Raw genomic sequence first — 18,444 nt, 5'->3', positions numbered from 1 at the left:
GTGGCGCCTGCACTACCGGTACCGGCCCCGCGTCACTAGGATCGGTGACATGAGCCGGGCACTGATCGTGGTAGACGTCCAGAACGACTTCTGTGAGGGCGGGTCGCTGCCCGTCGCGGGCGGCGCGGCCGTCGCGGCGGCCGTCACCGAACTCATCAAGGCCGCCCCCGGCCGCTGGGACCACGTGGTCGCCACCCGGGACTGGCACATCGACCCGGGCCTGCACTTCTCGGCCGAGCCCGACTTCCGCGACTCGTGGCCGCCGCACTGCGTCGTCGGCACCGCCGGGTCGGCGTTCCACCCCGACTTCGACCACACGCTGGCCGAAGCGGTCTTCGACAAGGGCGCCTACGAGGCCGCCTACTCCGGGTTCGAGGGCTCCTCGGGCGAGACCGGCCTCACCGAGTGGCTGCGCACCCGCGACGTGGACGCGGTCGACGTCGTCGGCATCGCCACCGACCACTGCGTGCGCGCCACCGCCCTCGACGCCGCCGCCGCGGGCTTCAAGACGACGGTCCTGCTCGACTACACGGCGGCCGTCGCCGAGGAGACGAAGGCGAAGGCCCTCGAGGACTTCGAGCAGGCGGGCGTCGCCGTCAAATAGCCGGGACACGGACCGGGCCGGGGCTTCGCGCCCCGGCCCGGTCGCCGATTCCTACGCCATGTCCTCGGCGGTGACGGACCCGGCGAAGCCGGAGTTCGTCGGGTCGTAGTCGTACACGAACCCGTCGACGCTGTACACCATCTGCCGCACCGACCCGTTCAAGTACAGTCCGGCGGCGTTCTGGTCTTCCGACCACTCCTCGACCGGCGCCGGCGTCAGCGTCCACTCCACCGTGACCGACTCCCCCGGTTCCAGCGGATCGAGGAGGTCCACGCCGGCGTAGTCCTCCGAGCACAGCGGCATCGTGACCTCCTCGACGTCCAGCAGCTCCGAGTCGCGGCAGGCCGCCACCTGGAGCCGGTGCGACTCGTGGTCGCCCGCGTTGGTGACCGTCAGCGTCGCGGTCCAGGTCCCGTCCCCGTTGTCGGCCGTCTCCATCGACGCCGCGATGTCGGTGACGCCCCACAAGTACGCCGAGTCGGTGACCACTTCGAGGTCCTGGCCGGTGCGGTACCGGTGGATCTCGTAGCCGACCGGGCCGTCGCCGCCGCCGGTCGGCTCGTGGTCGAGCACCATGAGCAGCACGCCGGTGGTCGCGGCGGGGGCGATGTCGTACAGCGCGAAGCCGTCCGGGTCGCCGACCAGGATCTCGTCGGTCACCTCCCAGCCGCCGTCGCCGTCGCCGGCGACGACCACCGCCTGCCGGACCAGGCCCTCGCCCGGCCGGCAGCCGAGCAGCGCGACCGCCTGGACCGGCCCGCCCTCCTCGAGCGCGGTGTGCACCACCTTCAGCACCCACACCGGCCCGTCGGGCATGGACCACTCGCCGGACTCCCAGTCGGGGGTCCCGTCGGCGAGCACCGCGGGCCCGACCGGGCAGGCGTCGTTGAACTCCCCGCTTCCGGGAAGGAACTGCGGCAGCTCGAGTTCGGCGCCGACGAGGTCGGCGAAGGTCGGCAGGACCGGTTCGTCGCCGCCCGACTCCTGTCCCTCGGGCACCTCGCCCGGCTGGTCCGAACCGGTGGAGGCGGTCTCCTCCTCGGTCGTCTCGGCCGTGGTCTCGTCCGCGGGCGGCAGGTCGACCTCGTCGCCCTTGGACTCCTGAAGCCACCAGGCGGCGGGCACGGCCACGATCAGCGCGGCGAGCGCCGCCGCCATGGCGCCCTTCGTAGTGCGGCGGCGGCGGACCCTGCCGTGGATCACGGCGGAGTCGACCGGGTCGACCATGAGCTCGGCGGCGTGGGCGAACTCCGCGAACGCCTCCTCGAACTGCGTCTCGTCAGGCGTGCTCATCGCTGCCCCTCTCGTCTTCGACGGCGAGTCGACCGGCGAGCGCGGCCTTCCCCCTGGTCAGCCAGGAGCGGACGGTGGCCTCGGCGACGCCTTCCTGCTCGGCGATCTCGGCGACGGTCAGTCCCGCCATGTACCGGAGGATCACCGCCTTGCGGTGGTGCGGGCCGATGCCGGCGAGCGCGCGCATGAGGTCGACGCGGTCGCCGTCCGGCGCCTGCTCGTGAGTCTCGCGCTGCCGGTTGAGGAAGCGCTGGACGACCCCGCGGCGGCGCAGATGGCTGGTCGCCAGGTTCCAGGCCACGCGGCGCACCCAGGCGGTGGGGTTCTCGTACTCGCGGACCTTCCGCCAGCGCGCCAGCGCCCGGCAGAACGCCTCGGCCACCAGGTCCTCGGCTTCGGCCCGGTCGCCGGTGTAGGCGTAGATCTGGCCGGTGATGACGCGGACGTTGGCCGCGTAGAAGTCGTCGAACTCGAGGCTGGGCCTCATGGGCAGCAGCTCGGCCACGGCGCCTGGCTCTCCTCCTGGTGGAGCAGAGCTGTCGCGGGTGGGCGTCATAAGGGCTCCTCGCTACGGGACGGCGGCTCGGGGGTCCGCACTGGATACACGAGCGCCGCTGCGGTTCTGATGCAGCGGCGGTCGGGTAATCCAGGTCATGTCCCGGGACGGCGAGGCCCCCGCGAGCCGAGGCTCGCGGGGGCGGTGCCCCTTTCGACTACTCGGCGGAGAACATCGGGCTGCTGTCGATCACGATGGACCAGTAGTCGTGCTCCGACGGCTCCCGGACCACCGTCCCGTTCCCGTCCACCCGGACGGTGTCGATCCAGTGCTCGGTGTCGGTCCCGGACACAGCGCCGGGATCCCATCGCTCTGCGAATCCCACCAGCAGCTCGCCGTCGTTGCCGGTGATGACGCCCTTGATCACCTCGCCTCCGGGTTCGGAGTGGACGAGCTGCTCGGCCGTCCACGTGCCCTCGCCGGTGTTCTCGAGGACCACGGTCTGGAAGACGAACTCGTCGCCGAAGTCGCATCCGAAGTACCCCACGAGGCTGAGGTCCGACAGGGCGGCGGTGCCGTCCGCGTAGGCGACGCGGTCCTCCTCGGTGACGGCGGCGTTGGTGAGCACCAGGAGAAACGTCTCGCCTTCCTCTACCTCCCCGCTCACGCCTGCGCCGTGGTACGTGCCGTCCACGACGACCGTGTCGCCGGAGCCGCACACGTCCTCGACGGCGGTGTCCCCTGGAACAAAGGACGGCATGTCGACCGTCGCGCCCACGATGTCGGTGGCGTCGATGGAGTCGTCCTCAGCCCCCGGCGTCCCCGAGGAGGCGGGGTCGGGGTCGGCGGGTGCGGTGGGACTCTCCTGGTCGACTCCTCCGGGCGCTCCGGCCTGCGGCTGCTCCTGCCCGTCGGCTCCGGCGACATTGGCCAGAACCCAGGTCGCGGGTGCGATGAGGGCGAGGGCGGCGGCTCCGGCAACGGCGGTGCGGCGCATACGGAGGTGAACGGCTTTGCGCCGCAGCTGATCTGCGCTCCTCGGACGGGTCTCGGCGGCCGTGGCGGATTCATACTCGTCGAAGAGGCCGTAGATCGGGTCGCGCTGTTCGGGATTGGTCATCGCTACTCCTCGGTGGGGTCGTCGTCGATTCGCAGGTGCTCGGCGAGCACGGCTCGGCCGCGGGTGATCCAGGAGCGGACGGTCGACTCGGCGACGCCTTCCTGGTCGGCGATCTCCTGGACGGTCATGTCGGCCATGTAGCGGAGGATGATCGCCTTGCGGTGGCGCTCTTTGAGGTTCGCGAGCGCGCGTTCGAGATCGATGCGGTCGGGCGCCGGACCGGCGACGTCGCGGGCGCGCTGGCGGCGCAGAAAACGCCGGGCGAACGCGCCGCGCCGCAGACGGGAGGTGGCGAGGTTCCAGGCCACGCGCCGCACCCAGACCGCCGGGTTGTCGTACTCGCTGATGGTCTTCCAGCGGACGAACGCCTTCGTGAACGCATCGGCCACGAGGTCTTCGGCTTCGGCGAGATCGCCGGTGTAGGCGCGGATCTGCGCGGTGATCTGTCGGACGTTGTTGGCGTAGAAGGCGTCGAATTCGGCCCGGCGGGCGGCCGCCGGATCATCTCTCTCCAAAGCGATCCTGGCCATGGTCGTCGTCGCCATAGAGCTCCTCGGTGTGGGGTTCACGGCGCGGTCGGGTTGACTGCGCCCTCCACACGAATGAAGGAGGTGTCGTGACGCAGCGGCATGAGCAGTTTTTCAGACGATCTGCCGGAGCGGGCGCCGCAGGGGCTCCCCGGTGTCGGCCGGAGGCTTCGCGGCCGCATCGGTTGCGGGCCCCCGCTGCTCGCCGGACGCTTCTGGGCCGCATCGGTCGCGAGGCTCCCGGCTCCCGGCTGCCGGCTGCGGGCGAGAGGCTTCGGAGCCGCATCGGCTGCGCGAACACCGGCGCGGCTGCGATGCGGTCGGCCCTGCGTCGTCCGCGCCGCCGGGCTCGCGGGAACGGCGGCGCCCCCGCGAGCCGCTCTCGCGGGGGCGCCGTAGGCCGCGTCACCCGATGTACTCGACCGTCTCGCTTTCGCCGTCCCACTGGATCATGACACCGCTGCTGTACCAGTCGAGTTCGCGCACGAGCTCTGGCGCCTCCTGCCACGGAGCGGCCGACTGGACTTGGACGACGAACAGCGGCGACAGCTCGGACTCCGGCAGGGCGTCCGCGTCGACGGCCACGGTCCACTCCAGGGTGCGGCTCTGCCCGACCGCGAGCCCGTCGATCTCCTCGACGGCGCTCAAGTCCTCGCCTGCGGGGACGACGACGGGGGCGCCGCTGAGGACCTCCACGCCTTCGTTGCGGCCGGCGGCCACGATCTGGTCGGACACGACCCAGGGCCCCGTGTTGCGCACGGTCACGGCGATGGTCCAGACGTCGGCCTCGTCGGTCTCGGTCACCGCCGCGTCGACCGCCAGGTCGGCGTAGCCGTCCGCTTCGAGGTCGCCGACCGGCTCCCGCACGGGGGCCTCGTCGGAGTCGAGCACGACGCGCTCGACCCAGTGGGCGACGTCGTCCGCGCCGGGGTCGAACCGCTCGGCGAACACGACGAGCAGGTCCCCGTCGGCGTCGCTCGAGAGGTACTGCGGCGACTCGCCGCCGGGCTCGGAGCGGACGGCCTCCTGGGTCGCGGTCCACTCGCCGTCGACCTGCTCGACGACCACGGCCTGGAAGAGCGTCTCATCGCCGGTGTCGCATCCGAAGAGCGCCACCTGGGGCGAGAACAGCGCCTGGGTCTCGTCGTCCTCGTCGATCACGGGCAGCTGCACGAACTGCTTGAGGAAGACCGTGCCGGTCGCTTCGGGCGCCTCGAGCCGGCCGTCGGCGACGACCGCGCCGTCGACCGTGCAGACCCGGTCCACTCCGGCGTTCCCCGGCGCGAAGGACGGCAGGTCGATCGTCGCGCCCACGAGCTCGACCTGCCCGAACACCAGGGTGACGCCCCCGTCGTCCGGCCCGCCCTCGACGATCTCGAACGACTGCTCCTGCGCCGACTCCTCCACCTGCCCGTCGGAGCCGGCGGCGCCCGCCAGCAGCCAGGAAGCGGGGGCGACGAGGGCCAGCGCGGCGGCAGCGGCGGCGGCGGTGCGGCCGATGCGGCGGCGTCTCGCCTTGCGCCACAAGGGGTCGGTGCTGCGCTCCTTGACTTCGGCGGTGGTGTCGTCGGTGTACTCGACGAAGATCGATGCCATCGGGTCGCGGTCGCTCACTGCTGCTCCTTCAAGTCGTCGATGCGCAGGCGGTCGGCGAGCGCGGCCCTGCCTCTGGCGAGCCAGGTGCGGACGGTCGACTCGGCGACGCCCTCCTGGTCGGCGATCTCCGCGCCGGTCATGCCGGCGATGTAGTGGAGGATGATCGCCCTGCGGTGGCGCTCGTTGAGTTCCGCGAGCGCGCGTTCGAGGTCGACGCGGTCGGGCCCGGGCCCTTCGACGTCGGTGATGCGCTGGCGGCGCAGGAACCGCCGCAGGAAGGCGCCGCTCCGGTGCCTCGAGGTGGCCAGGTTCCAGGCGACGCGGCGGACCCAGACCGCCGGGTTGTCGTACGTGCTCAGGGTCCTCCAGCGGGTGAGGGCCCGCGTGAACGCCTCGGCGACGAGGTCTTCGGCTTCGGCGTGGTCGCCGACGTATGCCCGGATCTGCGCGGTGATCCGGCCGATGTTGGCGGCGTAGAACGCGTCGAATTCGGCGCGGCGGTCGGGCGCGGCCCTGGTCCGCTCCATGGCGGCGGCCTCGGCGGCGACTGCGGTGTCCATGCGGTTCCTCGTGGTCGGGGCTCGGTGCGTCGTAGTGATCGCACCCTCCACACGAACGAGGGCCCGGGGGCGTCCCACCCGGATCGGGGTTTTCTTCAGCGGGCGGTCATTTGCCGTAGCGGCGGTCGCGGGTGGCGAAGGAGCGGACGGCGCGGAGGAAGTCGACGCGGCGGAAGTCGGGCCAGTTGGAGTCGCAGAAGTAGAACTCGGAGTACGCGGACTGCCACAGCAGGAACCCGGAGATGCGCTGCTCGCCGGAGGTGCGGATGACGAGGTCGGGGTCGGGCTGGCCGGTCATGTAGAGGTGGCGGGCGATGGAGTCGGCGTCGACGGCTTCGGCGGCCTGCTCGAGGGTCGCGCCGGCGGCGGCCTGCTCGAGCATGAAGGAGCGCACGGCGTCGGCGATCTCGCGCTGGCCGCCGTAGCAGACGGCGAGGTTGACCTGCATGCCGCGTTTCTCGGCGGTGCGCTGCTGGGCGTGCTTGAGGGCGTTCTGGTGCTCTTCGGGGAGGAGGTCGAGGGCGCCGACCATGCGCAGCTGCCAGGGCTGGTCGTCGTCGGCGAGTTCGCCGGCGAGCTCGTCGATGATGTCGAGGAGGGGGTCGAGCTCGTTCTTGGGCCGGGAGAGGTTCTCGGTGGAGAGGAGCCAGATGGTCACGTGCTCGACGCCGAGTTCGTCGCACCAGCCGAGGAAGCGCTCGATGTGCTTGGCGCCGGCGCGGTGGCCGTCGTTGGGGTCGGTCAGGCCCATGTCGCGGGCCCAGCGCCGGTTGCCGTCGACCATGACGCCGATGTGCCTGGGCAGCGGCTGTCCGGTCAGCTCGCGTGCGAGCCGACGCTCGTATATCCGGTAAAGCAGGTTCGAGATCGCCACAACCGGCAATTGTAGGCCGGAGCCCTGGGGGCTCCGGCCCTGGCCGCTTCGGGCGGCCCTCGGCTACTGCGTTCCGAGGCGCTGCTTGAGGGCGTCGAGCTCGGCCCACAGGACGGTGGGGAGGCGGTCGCCGAAGCGCGCGAACCAGCTTTCGACGAGCGGGACCTCCTCGGCCCATTCGGCGGGGTCGACCTTGAGGACGGCTTCGAGGTCGGCTTCGGTCAGGTCGAGGCCGTCGACGTCGAGGGCCGCGGGGGTCGGGCAGTACCCGATGGGGGTCTCGACGGCTTCGGCGCGGCCTTCGAGGCGCTCGACGACCCATTTGAGGACGCGGGAGTTCTCGCCGAATCCGGGCCACAGGAAGCGGCCGTCCTCGGAGCGGCGGAACCAGTTGACGTAGAACACCTGCGGCATGAGGGCCTCGTCGGTGGCGGCCTTGCCCATGGCGATCCAGTGGCCGAAGTAGTCGGCGGCGTTGTAGCCGATGAACGGCAGCATCGCCATCGGGTCGCGGCGGACGACGCCGACTTCGCCGGTGGCGGCGGCGGTGGTCTCGGACGAGAGGGTGGCGCCCATGTAGACGCCGTGGACCCAGTCGCGGGCCTGGGTGACGAGCGGGATCGTGGTGGCGCGGCGGCCGCCGAAGAGGATGGCGTCGATCGGGACCCCGCGCGGGTCGTCGTACTGCTCGGCGAGGACCGGGCACTGCTTGATCGGTGTGCAGAAGCGGCTGTTCGGGTGGCTGGAGGGCTCCTCGGAGTCCGGGGTCCAGTCGCGGCCCTTCCAGTCGATCAGGTGGGCGGGCGCCTCGCCCATGCCCTCCCACCAGACGTCGCCGTCGTCGGTGAGGGCGACGTTGGTGAAGAGCGTGTGGCCTTTCGCGATGGTGCGCATGGCGTTCGGGTTGGTGTGGTAGTCCGTGCCGGGTGCGACGCCGAAGAAGCCGTACTCGGGGTTGGAGGCCCACAGGCGCCCGTCCTCGCCGAAGCGGAGCCAGGCGATGTCGTCGCCGAGGGTCTCGACCTTCCATCCGGGGATGGTGGGTTCGAGCATGGCGAGGTTGGTCTTGCCGCACGCGGAGGGGAACGCGCCGGTCACGTGGTAGACGCGGCCTTCGGGGCTGGTGAGGCGCAGGATGAGCATGTGCTCGGCCATCCAGCCCTCGTCGCGGCCGATTGCGGAGGCGATGCGCAGGGCGTAGCACTTCTTGCCGAGCAGGGAGTTGCCGCCGTAGCCGGACCCGAAGGACCAGATCTCGCGGTCGCCGGGGAAGTGGGAGATGTACTTCGTCTCGTTGCAGGGCCACGGGACGTCGGACTGGCCGGGTTCGAGCGGCGCGCCGACGGAGTGGAGGCACTTGACGAAGTCGGCGCTGCTGCCCATCTTCGCGAGGACTTCGGTGCCCATGCGGGTCATGATGTGCATCGACGCGGCGACGTAGGCGGAGTCGGTGAGCTCGACGCCGAACATCGGCTCGTCGGCGTCGAGGGAGCCCATGCAGAAGGGGACGACGTACATGGTGCGTCCGCGCATGGAGCCGCGGTACAGGCCGGTCATGGTCTCGCGCATGTAGTCGGGCGCGGTCCAGTTGTTGGTGGGGCCGGCGTCCTCGGGGTCCTCCGAGCAGATGAAGGTGCGCTCTTCGACCCGGGCGACGTCGGTGGGGTCGGTGCGGGCGAGGAACGAGTCCGGCTTGGCCGGGACCGGGACGAGGGTCCCGAAGGCGACGAGCTCGGCGGTGAGCCGCTCCCATTCGGCCCTGCTGCCGTCGCACCAGACGATCTGGTCGGGGTCGGTCAGCTCGGCGACCTCGCCGACCCAGGCGAGCAGCCGGTGGTGGCGGGTGGGCGGATGGGTGAGTCCGACGGCGGGGTCGGCGGTGTCGACGGCGCTGTCGGCGGCGGTCTCGGCTGCATGTGCGGCGGCGCGATCGCCGGTGGCGACTTCGATGCTCACGGTGGCTCCTTCGGTCGGCTTCTGGGCACGGCGCGGGCGCGGCCGGCGCGATGCCCGGTCCTTCGGACGCTACGGGAACCGGAGCGAACGCGCAGGGACTCGTGCGTGATTGAGCGGTCCTTGAACAGGTGTTCCGTATGCGACCCTCGTCCGCGTGCGCATTCAAGCTCGAAACGATCACAACTACTTGCACTTTCTGCTTTACCGAGCAGCACCGATCATCTGAGCAGGAATTTGACTATTGCTCTCAACTAATGCGATCGGTTTCGATCATGGAACGAGCGCGTTAGATCGCGATCGCAAACCGGTTACGGACACGCTGTGGACTCTTTTGGCGTGAATCAGCCCACAGCAGGGCGTCTTGGGCGAAGATGCACAGCAGCATCACAGTGAGACGAACCGTTGGAGACGCCGATGGCGCACCGAGAACCGGAACCGCAGCCGGACCGCACCAGGACCGGAGTCATCGCCTTCGCGGTCGCGCTCGCGCTCGTGCTGGCGATCGTCCTGGTCTATCTCGCGATCACATAGCGGGTGCGAGCACCGAGAGCAGATCGGCGCCGCGATCCGGGCCCGCCCCACCAGCGTGGCCCGAGGGTCCGACCATCCCGGCCCCGGCCGCCGACCTGTCACCCGGAAGCGTGAAACGAGCATGAGGAAAGGGGCGGAGACGCACGCGTCTCCGCCCCTTCGGCATCTCGGTCAGACGGCGGGGCCGCGGCGGCGCAGCTCGTCGACGCTGAGCATCGCCTCGCGCAGCTCCTTGAGCCAGTCCTCGGCGTGCTGCTCGACCAGGCGCACGCACCAGGCGAGCGCGTCCTGGCGGGACGCGGCCACGCCGGAGCCGACGAGCGTGTCGAGGACCAGCCGCTCGGGCTGGCGCAGCCGGGTCGTCACCGGCATCGACTGGTGGGTGAAGACCATGGTGGTCGACCCGCAGCGCGCCCCCCACGACGCCTGCCGGTGGTAGCGGTACTGGAGCTGCTGCGCGATCTGCACCCGCATGTCGCGGGTGGCCTCCCGGAACCGGGAGATCCGGCCCTCCTCGGTGGCGGCGCGGTCGGACTCGGTCGCGTCCGCCGGGTGGTCCGGGGTCGGCAGCGGGCAGATGATGATCATCTCGTCGCGGTCGACGGTGACCTCCGGCATCCCGGCTATCCAGCCGTCCGGGACGATCCCGTAGATCCAGGCCGGAGCGTCGTCAGTGGACGGCAGCGGGCCGTATTGCCACGAGCCGGTGTCGTCGATGGCGGCCATTGACGGGTCTCCTCACGTTTCAGGAACGCTCCAGGTGTACCCCATCGAGTCAAGCGCTCGTCACAGGCCCCGCAAGAAGAGGCCCGCCAGCGCGCACACCGCGGCCACCGCCGCGCCCACGCACGCGAGGGTCTGCCCGGGGCGCGGGCGCACGCGGTACTGCCACGACAGCCAGACGCCGAGGGCGATCGGACCGGTGGCGATGCCCAGGAACAGGGTGAGTGCGGCAAGCGCCTCCCGGAGCGCGCCGTCGTCCGCGCGGAGGACGCCGAGTGCGACGGCGACGGCGAGCGCGCCGGTCGAGGCGCCGATGGCCGCGGCGGTGGCCTCGGTGTGGCGGGGCGCCTCGATCGGGAGTTCACCCTGCCGGGCGAGGGAGAGGAGGCGCCCGGAGCGCTCCAGGCGCATCCGGACGCGGTCGGCGTCCGGCTCGGGGTCGGGCTCGCCGGCCGGCGGGGTCGGGCCGGTGCGGCGGTGGCCGACGAAGTCGCCGAGGGAGCGCCAGAGGATCGCGACGGTCTTGTCGGTCTCGGCGACGAGCGCGGCGGCTTCGATGCGGGCGCGCTCGGCCTCGTCGCGGGCGGTGCGGGCGGCTTCGACGGCGGCGGCGACCCGGTCGGACTCGTCGCGGTACGCGGTGTTCGCGGCGCGGATCTCGGCGTCGGCGTCGGCGCGGTCCTTCAGGTACGCGGCGACGGCGTCGGCGTAGGCGGTGGTGGCGGCGCTGTCGGTCATGGCGTTCCTCCGGGCAGGTCGAGTACGGCCGACGGGTTCGGCAGCAGCGCGGTGGTCCGGTAGGGGATGACGACCTGCGGGGCGCGGTGCCGGGCCCGGTCGAAGTAGAGGCCGCGGCGCACGCGCGGGTACCAGGCGGGGCCGCCGCTGCCGGGCGAGAGCGGCGCGAGCTCGGGGCCCTGGACGTCGAGGGCGAGCCAGGCGTCGACGGCGTCGAACCGGGCCGAGAAGCCGCCGAGGTCGTCGCGGAGGCGCGGGACCGAGCGCCACCAGCCGAGCGTGTGGAGGTGCCGTTCGGGGCCGTCGATGAGCATGCGGCGCAGGCGGGCCGTGCCGGCGGCGTCGAGCCGGGCCGAGCCTGCGTCGACGGCGTAGACGAGGTTGAGGCGGAGCGTCCCGTCGCAGCGGGTCTCCCAGTCCTTGCAGGCGGAGTCGAGGTCGTCGTGCCAGTCGACGTCGGCGCCTTCGGTCTCGAGGGCGGCGGCGAGGGCGAGCGCGGAGGCGGCGGCGTCGGGTTCGAGGCAGCAGATGTCGACGCAGATGCGGCGGCCGCGGGCCGCGGTGAGGGCTGCGGCGGCGAGGATGTCGGCGGCTTCGCCGGTGCGGGTGCCGAGGACGGCGAGGTTGCGTCCGGGGGCGCGGTGGAGGGCGAGTTCGGCGCCGCGCGAGGCGACGTCGATGGTCTGGCCGAGGAGCGCGGTCTCGCCGGCGGGCGCGTCGACGTGGAGTTCGGGGACGATGTCGCCGTCGAAGAGCGCGGGCGGCTCGTTGCCGGCCGGGCGGGCCTCCCAGAGGCGCTGCTGGAGGGGTTCCCAGGCGTCGGCGTGGCCGGCGTTGGGGACGGCGACGATCCGGTCGGCGCCGGTGTGGCCGGACTCGTCGTTGACGACGGCGTGGAAGCGCGGGACGGTGTCGGCGGCGTGGTTGGTCTCGGCGAGGACCCTGCGGGCCTTGGGGAGGGCGATGCGGAGGGTGAACTGGGCGACGAGGCTGGGCCGGCCCCACAGGGCCTCGATGCCGGCGACGTCCTGGGAGGCGAGGACGAGGTGGATGCCTTGGCTGCGGCCGCGGCGGGCGAGGTCTTCGAGGAGCTGCACGGCTTCGTCGGTGACGGAGTCGCGGGCTTCGAGGAGCACCTGGAATTCGTCCACTATGGCTACTATGCGGGGCCAGTGGCCGTCGGGGTCGGCGGCGCGGAGCTCTTCGAGCTTGGTGGCCTCGTGGGCTTTGGCGGCCTCGGCGCGGCGGCGCAGCTCGTCTTTGAGGTGGCGCAGGAGGGCGAGGCCGAATTCGCGGTCGTCGTTGATGTTGACGCCGACGAGGCGCACGTGCGGGAGCCAGGTGGGGTCGCGGCGGCCGGAGGCGAAGCGCGCGAAGGAGACGCCCTCTTTGAAGTCGAGAAGGTACAGCGCGAGTTCGTCGGGGCTGTAGTTGGAGGCGAGTCCGGCGATCCAGGCGTAGAGGAGGTTGGTCTTGCCGGAGCCGGAGGGGCCGCCGACGAGGGCGTGGGGCGGGTTGTCGCCGAGGCTGATCTTCGCCACGTCGCCGGCGGCGGTCTCGCCGATGGGGGCCTGGAGTCCGGCGGCGGAGGAGGCGGTCCACAGCCGCTGCGGGAGGAGGTCGACCAGGCGGGCGGGTTCCCTGCCGGCGCGGTGCTTCTCGGCGATGAGCTTGGCGGCGTTGGTGATCGCGGTCGCGGGCGGGGGCGGGTCGAGTTCGATCGGGGCGCCGGGGAGCGCGGTCGCGAAGGTCGCGGTCAGGCGCGGCAGGTCGGCGGGCCCGGCGTCGTCGTCGCCGACGATGACGAGGTGCACCCCGGCGGCGACGCCGGTGCGGCGCAGCCGAGCGAGCTGGGCCTGGTCGTGGGCGGGCCAGGAGGCGAGGTCGGCGTTGAGGAGCACCAGCACGCGCCACGGCTCGGGCCGGCGACCGGTCGCGGCGGCGAGCGCGGCGAGTGAGGCGTGCTCGCCGGCGAGCACGTCGGCGTTGACGCGCCGGACGGTCTCCACCAGCGAGTCGAGCTCTTCCCGCAGGCCCGAGGGGCCGACGAACGAGAGCAGCCCGGCTTTGCCGAGCGCGGCGAACGCCGACAGCGACCCGCCGAGGTGCTCGGGGTCGTACACATGGAGCCGCACGAGCCCGGCGGGCGCGGACCCGACCGCGCGCAGCAGGATCCCCGGAAGCGCATGGGCCGCAGAGGAATCGATCCGCAGATGCGACCGGTCGAGCAACGGAATCAGAGCAGGGAGTGAGGTGTCGGTCACCGAGAGTCCGGAATTGTCGTACCCCCCTGTCACACTCGCCTCACCGGTCTCGGCGCACGAGAGAGAGGAGACGGCAACCGCGCCACCGGGATCGGTGAGTCGAGCAGCATCACCGGCATCCACACCGCGGGCCCGCACGACGGGACCGGCGGAGGCGAGGGCGACGTCAACGGCTCCGGCAGCGGCCGAGCCGGAACCCGCGACCGACCCCGACCCACCGGAAGCTGCGGCGCGTCCCGCTTCCGCCCCGGTCCCGCTTGTTTCATTGCTGCTCAAGGAGGTGGTGGTGGCGGGTGGGCACGGGGAAGGGGAAAGGGATAGACCCCCGGCGGCGGCGTCGGACCGGCTGCCGGCGCCCCGGTCGGCGCCCCACTCCCCTGAGCTGCTCGAAACGGAGGCGGTGGCGGCGGGTGGGTAGGGGGATGGGAAGGAGATCCCTGCCCCGGCGGCAGCGGGCCCGCTCCCTGCGCTCAGGTCTTCAGCGCTGCTCGAAACGTGGGCGGTGGCGGCGGGCGGGGATGGGGAAAGGGACAGACTCCCCGCGCCTGCGGCAGCCGGCCCGCTGTCGACGACCCGGCCGGCGTGCCGGTCGCCTGCGGTGCTCGAAACGGAGGTGGCGGTGGCGGGTGGGCACGGGGAAGGGGAAGAAGAGGACAGGTCGGCGCGCCGGACGGCGCTGCCGGCGATGCGGCCGATGCGCAGGAGTGGCGCGGGGCCGCGGGTGAGCCCGGATTCGGGTTTCCAGTGGGTCCACTGTGCCCCGGCCGCGGCCGGGGCGGCGTCCGCCGCCGCCTGCGCGGCGGCTTCGTGGGCGCGTTCGACGGCGGCGGCCTTGCGGGCCTCGAGGGTGGCGATCATCTTCTTGTGGATGTTGCGGAGCTGGGTCTGCTTGCGGTCCGCGTCGCCGATGACGAGTTCGGCGCGGGCGTGTTCGGCCTCGGCCCGGGCGGCGGTGCGTTCGGCGAGGAGGCGGGCCTCGCCGCGGGCGCGGCCGAGTTCGTCGCCCATGGCGGCCACCAGTCGTCTGCGCCAGCTGCTCATGGTCAGGCCCTCCGCTCGGTCTTGCGGTCGTGCACGTCTTGCGGGCGCTGCCGCGGCAGGCGGTGCAGCGCGGCGACCAGCGCGGGGCCGATCGCGGCGGTGCGGGCGGCGTCGTCGCCGGCGCCGCATCCGAGGGTGCAGGCCGAGGCGAGCGCCTCGGCCACGTGGACCGGTTCGGCCTTGGGCACGAGCGAGCGGACCTTCGCGACGCACTTGTCGCGCAGGGCGGGGACGTCGCTCGCGTTCGGGTTGCGGCCCAGGTGCTCGGCCGCGAGGCTGCGCACGAGCGGCCAGGCCAGGCCCGGGAGTTTCACGCCGGTCTCGGGACCCGCGTCGCGCAAGCGCTTGCAGTAGGCGTCGGCGTTGCCGTCGCCGGCGGCCTTGAGCAGCTCGTTGAACAGGCGGGTCGGCGGGACCTTCTCGGGTTCGGGGTCGCCGTCGCGGTCGCAGAGCTGGTTGACGCGGTCGGTCCACCACTGTCGAGGGTCCACTGGGGCCGGCGCTGCGGCGGGGGCGCCCGGGGCGGCGGTCGCGGCCGGGGCGGGCGTGGTGCCGGCGCCGATCGCCGCGAGGTAGTCGTCGATCGCCTCGGCGGCCTCGCCGAGGCGGGTGCGGGCCGCGCCGAGGCGTTCGCGGGCGGCGCCGAGCTTGTGGAGGCCGATCTCGGCATTGGACTCGCGCGAGGATTCCTTCAGTTCGGCCTGGGCGGCCTCGAAATGCCCGTCGGCGGTGTCGAGCACGAGGAACGGGAGGTCGGCGGCGAGGGACTTGAGGCTCCCGGCGAGGGCGGCGACGTCCACAGGGGTCTCCGTTCTAGAGGGTCGCGGCGTACGCCTCGGCCTGCTCGGCGGCGGCGAAGGTCGCCGCCAGGGACTGCTCGAGTTCCGCGGAGGCCTGGGCGAGCGCGGCCTGGGCGGTGGCGACGGAGTCGTGGCCGGAGCCGGCGGTGACCGCGGTCAGGCCGCCTTGGGCCGCTTCGATGTTCTGGATGGCGGACGTGATGGCGGCCTGCCCGTCGCGGACCTGCTGGAGGGCGGCGGCGATGGCGGACTTGAGTTCGGCGACGCTCACGGTGGACACGTGCCTATTCTCGCGGAGACGTGGCCCACTTTCAGTGATCACGTCGCAACCCGGCGTGTCTGGTTTGTCGGATTCCCGACTGTCCAGTGACAACCAGTGTTGCTTTCGTTGCATTTAACGGTGGCGGAGTGACGTACCTCCCAACTAGAGTGTGAGTACCAACGGGGTAGGGCCGGAGCTTCGGCTCGCAGGCTTCGCCGAGGCCGTCCCCCACACATCGACACCCGGGAGGCGACCGTGCCAGTGCAACGCACTTACGTCCTCGACACTTCGGTTCTGCTGTCAGACCCAGGAGCGTTCTCACGGTTCGACGAACACCACGTGGTCATCCCGCTCGTCGTAGTCAGCGAGCTGGAAGCCAAACGCCACCATCCCGAGCTGGGCTGGTTCGCCCGGGAGTGCCTCCGGCGCCTCGACGAACTGCGCATCAAGCACGGCCGTCTCGACCAGCCCATCGACATCGGGGACCACGGCGGTTCCATCCGGGTCGAACTCAACCACGTCGACACCTCCGGCCTTCCGGCCGGCTTCGCCGTGGACACGAACGATTCGCGGATCATCGCCGTCACGCGCGCCCTCGGACTCGAAGGCGCCGACGCCGTACTCGTCACCAAGGACATGCCGCTGCGGGTGAAGGCCTCCGCGGTCGGCATCCCCACCGAGGAGTACCGGCACGGCCAGGCGGTCGACCCGACCTGGTCGGGCATGGCCGAGCTCGCGGTGGCCGACGAGGTGATCGACGCCCTCTTCGACGGCGGCGACGTGGACCTCCCCCACGACGTGGAACTGCCCTGCCACACCGGGCTCGTGCTCAACGGCACGAGTTCGAAGGCGCTGGGCCGCGTCACCGTCGACAAGAAGATCCGCCTCGTGCGCGGCCGGGAGGCCTTCGGGATCCACGGCCGCTCCGCAGAGCAGCGCGTCGCCATCGACCTGCTGCTCGACCCCGAGATCGGGATCGTCTCCCTCGGCGGCAAGGCCGGCACCGGCAAGTCCGCGATGGCGCTGTGCGCGGGCCTGGAGCAGTCGCTGGAGCGCGAGCTCTTCAAGAAGGTCATCGTGTTCCGCCCGCTGTATGCGGTCGGCGGCCAGCAGCTCGGCTACCTGCCCGGGTCCGAGGGCGAGAAGATGAGCCCCTGGGCGCAGGCGGTGTTCGACACGCTCGGCGCGGTCACGAACGACAACGTGATCTCCGAGGTCGTCGAGCGCGGGCTGCTCGAGGTCCTGCCGCTGACCCACATCCGGGGCCGCAGCCTCCACGACGCGTTCGTCATCGTCGACGAAGCGCAGTCGCTCGAGCGCGGCGTGCTGCTGACGGTGCTCTCCCGCATCGGCCAGGGCTCCAAAGTGGTGCTCACCCACGACGTCGCCCAGCGCGACAACCTGCGGGTGGGCCGCTTCGACGGGGTCGCCAGCGTCATCGACGTGCTGAAGGGCCACCCACTCTTCGCGCACGTGACGCTTACGCGCAGTGAGCGTTCGGAGATCGCGGAAATGGTCACCAACCTGCTCGAAGGCTGACCGGCCTGCTCTGGCATGCTGTGTCCCGGGCGTCTGTGGACAGACGCCCGGGACACAGGAGTAGAGCGAATGATCCCACTGCTGACCCGCTACGGCGCCCGTCTGGCCGCCGTGCTCGTTCTGGCACTCGGGGCCGTCATAGCCGTCAACGCCGTGACCGACGACCCATCGGAGCAGGACGCCCAGCACCCCAGCCAGGCCGCGGCCGAACAGCAGGCCGAAGCCGAAGAGGCGTACGAGGAAGTCCGCTACCTGCACGTCAACTACATCGAGGAGACGGCCGGCGCCGACGTCGCGACCAAGGTCGACGCGCTCGCCGACTTCGCGGCCGACCGGGCCGCGAGCCTGAACAGCGCCCAGGAGGACGCCGACCAGGCCGCCGCGGAGGCCGAGGCCGAAGCCGAGGCGAACGCCAACCCCACCTCGGTCGACATCCCCGCGAGCTGCGAGGAGTACTCCGGGAACAAGGCCACCGGCTGCGCCATGGCGCTGGAGAACGGCCACGACCTCGAGCAGGTCGGCTGCCTCGTGGCCCTGTGGGACCGCGAGTCCGGTTGGAACGAGTACGCCGCCAACGGCATCGGCGCGTACGGCATCCCTCAGGCCCTCCCCGGCGACAAGATGGCCAGCGCGGGCTCGGACTGGGAGACCAACCCCGTCACCCAGATCAAGTGGGGCCTCGGCTACATCGAGGGCCGCTACGGCACCCCGTGCGAGGCGTGGGCCCACTCCGAAGACGTCGGCTGGTACTAGCGATCGAACACGGGGCGGGCGCTCGAGCGCCCGCCCCGTTCCGTCACTCCCCCTGCTTCCTCCCCCCAGGAGTCCCCTTGATCCCGAAGCTGACCCGCCACGCGGCCCGGATCGCCGCGGTCCTCGTGCTCGCGCTCGGCGCCGTCATCGCCGTCATGGCCGCCTCGGACCGGCCGGCCGACGAGGACGCGGACCATCCGGGCACCCTCGCCGCCGAGCAGCTCGCCGACGCGCAGGAGGCGTACGAGGAGGCCCGCTCGCACCACCTGGACTACATCGCGGCGACCGCGGGTGCCGACGTGACCGTGAAGGCCGAGGCCGTGGCCGAGTACGCGGCGGACAAGGCGCAGGGCCTGGACGACGCCCAAGCGGACGCCGACCAGGCCGCCGAAGAGGCCGCGATGGACACCAACCCGACCTCAGTGGACGTCCCGTCCGACTGCGGCGAGTTCTCCGGGAACCGCGCCACCGGCTGCGCGCTCACGCTCGAGCGGGGCTTCGACCTGGAGCAGTTCGCGTGCCTGGAGCTGCTCTGGAGCAAGGAGTCCGGCTGGAACGAGCTGGCCGAGAACTCGATCGGCGCCTACGGCATCCCCCAGGCCTACCCCGGTTCCAAGATGTCCGGCGAAGGGGACGACTGGCGCACCAACCCGGTCACCCAGATCCTGTGGGGCCTGGGCTACATCGAGGGCAAGTACGGGACCCCGTGCGACGCCTGGGCGTACTCCGAGGCCGAGGGCTTCTACTGACGAGGCGCGGGTCTTGAG

At 71.9% G+C, this 18,444-nt stretch carries 17 protein-coding genes; 4 read left to right on the top strand and 13 right to left on the bottom strand.

Annotated features, from left to right (window positions below; genetic code table 11):
- Positions 1–49: 49 nt before the first annotated feature.
- Positions 50–604, top strand: coding sequence for an isochorismatase family protein (locus GFD30_RS06795; RefSeq protein ID WP_153024421.1), 555 nt, complete (start codon positions 50–52; stop codon positions 602–604).
- A gap of 51 nt (positions 605–655) precedes the next feature.
- Here GFD30_RS06795 and GFD30_RS06790 read toward each other — a convergent pair whose 3' ends face one another.
- From GFD30_RS06790 to GFD30_RS06730, 13 genes are all read right to left on the bottom strand, one after another.
- Entirely contained in the window at positions 656–1,897 is a 1,242-nt protein-coding gene (locus GFD30_RS06790; RefSeq protein WP_153024420.1) for a hypothetical protein, read from the bottom strand.
- Positions 1,884–2,453: an RNA polymerase sigma factor gene (locus tag GFD30_RS06785; protein ID WP_227995901.1), complete on the bottom strand. Its 570-nt coding sequence runs from the start codon at positions 2,451–2,453 to the stop codon at positions 1,884–1,886. Before GFD30_RS06785 ends, GFD30_RS06790 begins: the two co-directional genes overlap by 14 nt.
- A 157-nt stretch (positions 2,454–2,610) precedes the next feature.
- Complete coding sequence (locus GFD30_RS06780; protein WP_153024419.1) at positions 2,611–3,513, bottom strand: hypothetical protein; 903 nt, start codon at positions 3,511–3,513, stop codon at positions 2,611–2,613.
- A gap of 2 nt (positions 3,514–3,515) precedes the next feature.
- The gene (locus tag GFD30_RS06775) at positions 3,516–4,058 is read right to left on the bottom strand and encodes a sigma-70 family RNA polymerase sigma factor (RefSeq protein ID WP_227995900.1); all 543 of its coding nucleotides are present in this window, start codon (positions 4,056–4,058) and stop codon (positions 3,516–3,518) included.
- A 387-nt stretch (positions 4,059–4,445) separates the two neighbouring features.
- Positions 4,446–5,654 (bottom strand): hypothetical protein, encoded by a 1,209-nt coding sequence (locus GFD30_RS06770; protein ID WP_153024418.1) that lies wholly within the window; start codon positions 5,652–5,654, stop codon positions 4,446–4,448.
- Complete coding sequence (locus GFD30_RS06765) at positions 5,651–6,196, bottom strand: RNA polymerase sigma factor (protein WP_227995899.1); 546 nt, start codon at positions 6,194–6,196, stop codon at positions 5,651–5,653. Before GFD30_RS06765 ends, GFD30_RS06770 begins: the two co-directional genes overlap by 4 nt.
- 106 nt (positions 6,197–6,302) lie before the next feature.
- Positions 6,303–7,070 (bottom strand): isoprenyl transferase, encoded by a 768-nt coding sequence (locus tag GFD30_RS06760; protein WP_322633018.1) that lies wholly within the window; start codon positions 7,068–7,070, stop codon positions 6,303–6,305.
- A gap of 63 nt (positions 7,071–7,133) precedes the next feature.
- Positions 7,134–9,026: a phosphoenolpyruvate carboxykinase (GTP) gene (locus tag GFD30_RS06755; protein ID WP_322633017.1), complete on the bottom strand. Its 1,893-nt coding sequence runs from the start codon at positions 9,024–9,026 to the stop codon at positions 7,134–7,136.
- 702 nt (positions 9,027–9,728) lie between these two features.
- On the bottom strand, positions 9,729–10,283 hold the full coding sequence (locus tag GFD30_RS06750; protein WP_153024416.1) for a hypothetical protein: 555 nt from the start codon (positions 10,281–10,283) through the stop codon (positions 9,729–9,731).
- Between the two features lie 60 nt (positions 10,284–10,343).
- A complete protein-coding gene (locus GFD30_RS06745; RefSeq protein WP_153024415.1) occupies positions 10,344–11,018 on the bottom strand; it encodes a hypothetical protein in 675 nt (224 codons plus the stop codon).
- Positions 11,015–14,323: an FtsK/SpoIIIE domain-containing protein gene (locus tag GFD30_RS06740; RefSeq protein WP_227995898.1), complete on the bottom strand. Its 3,309-nt coding sequence runs from the start codon at positions 14,321–14,323 to the stop codon at positions 11,015–11,017. Before GFD30_RS06740 ends, GFD30_RS06745 begins: the two co-directional genes overlap by 4 nt.
- Positions 14,324–14,325: 2 nt before the next feature.
- Complete coding sequence (locus GFD30_RS06735) at positions 14,326–15,123, bottom strand: hypothetical protein (RefSeq protein WP_153024414.1); 798 nt, start codon at positions 15,121–15,123, stop codon at positions 14,326–14,328.
- A gap of 13 nt (positions 15,124–15,136) precedes the next feature.
- The gene (locus GFD30_RS06730) at positions 15,137–15,403 is read right to left on the bottom strand and encodes a hypothetical protein (protein WP_227995897.1); all 267 of its coding nucleotides are present in this window, start codon (positions 15,401–15,403) and stop codon (positions 15,137–15,139) included.
- A gap of 216 nt (positions 15,404–15,619) precedes the next feature.
- Here GFD30_RS06730 and GFD30_RS27805 point away from each other — a divergent pair, with 216 nt between their 5' ends.
- From GFD30_RS27805 to GFD30_RS26745, 3 genes are all read left to right on the top strand, one after another.
- Positions 15,620–16,924 carry a PhoH family protein gene (locus tag GFD30_RS27805; protein WP_407648985.1) on the top strand — a complete coding sequence of 435 codons (1,305 nt, stop codon included), beginning with the start codon at positions 15,620–15,622 and terminating at the stop codon, positions 16,922–16,924.
- A gap of 69 nt (positions 16,925–16,993) precedes the next feature.
- Positions 16,994–17,677 (top strand): aggregation-promoting factor C-terminal-like domain-containing protein, encoded by a 684-nt coding sequence (locus GFD30_RS06720; RefSeq protein WP_153024413.1) that lies wholly within the window; start codon positions 16,994–16,996, stop codon positions 17,675–17,677.
- 77 nt (positions 17,678–17,754) lie between these two features.
- Positions 17,755–18,426 carry an aggregation-promoting factor C-terminal-like domain-containing protein gene (locus GFD30_RS26745; protein WP_227995896.1) on the top strand — a complete coding sequence of 224 codons (672 nt, stop codon included), beginning with the start codon at positions 17,755–17,757 and terminating at the stop codon, positions 18,424–18,426.
- Positions 18,427–18,444: the final 18 nt, after the last annotated feature.

The organism is Glycomyces albidus, assembly GCF_009451885.1.
Classification (GTDB): Bacteria; Actinomycetota; Actinomycetes; order Mycobacteriales; family Micromonosporaceae; genus Glycomyces; species Glycomyces albidus.
This window is presented reverse-complemented; position numbering and strand designations above follow the sequence as displayed.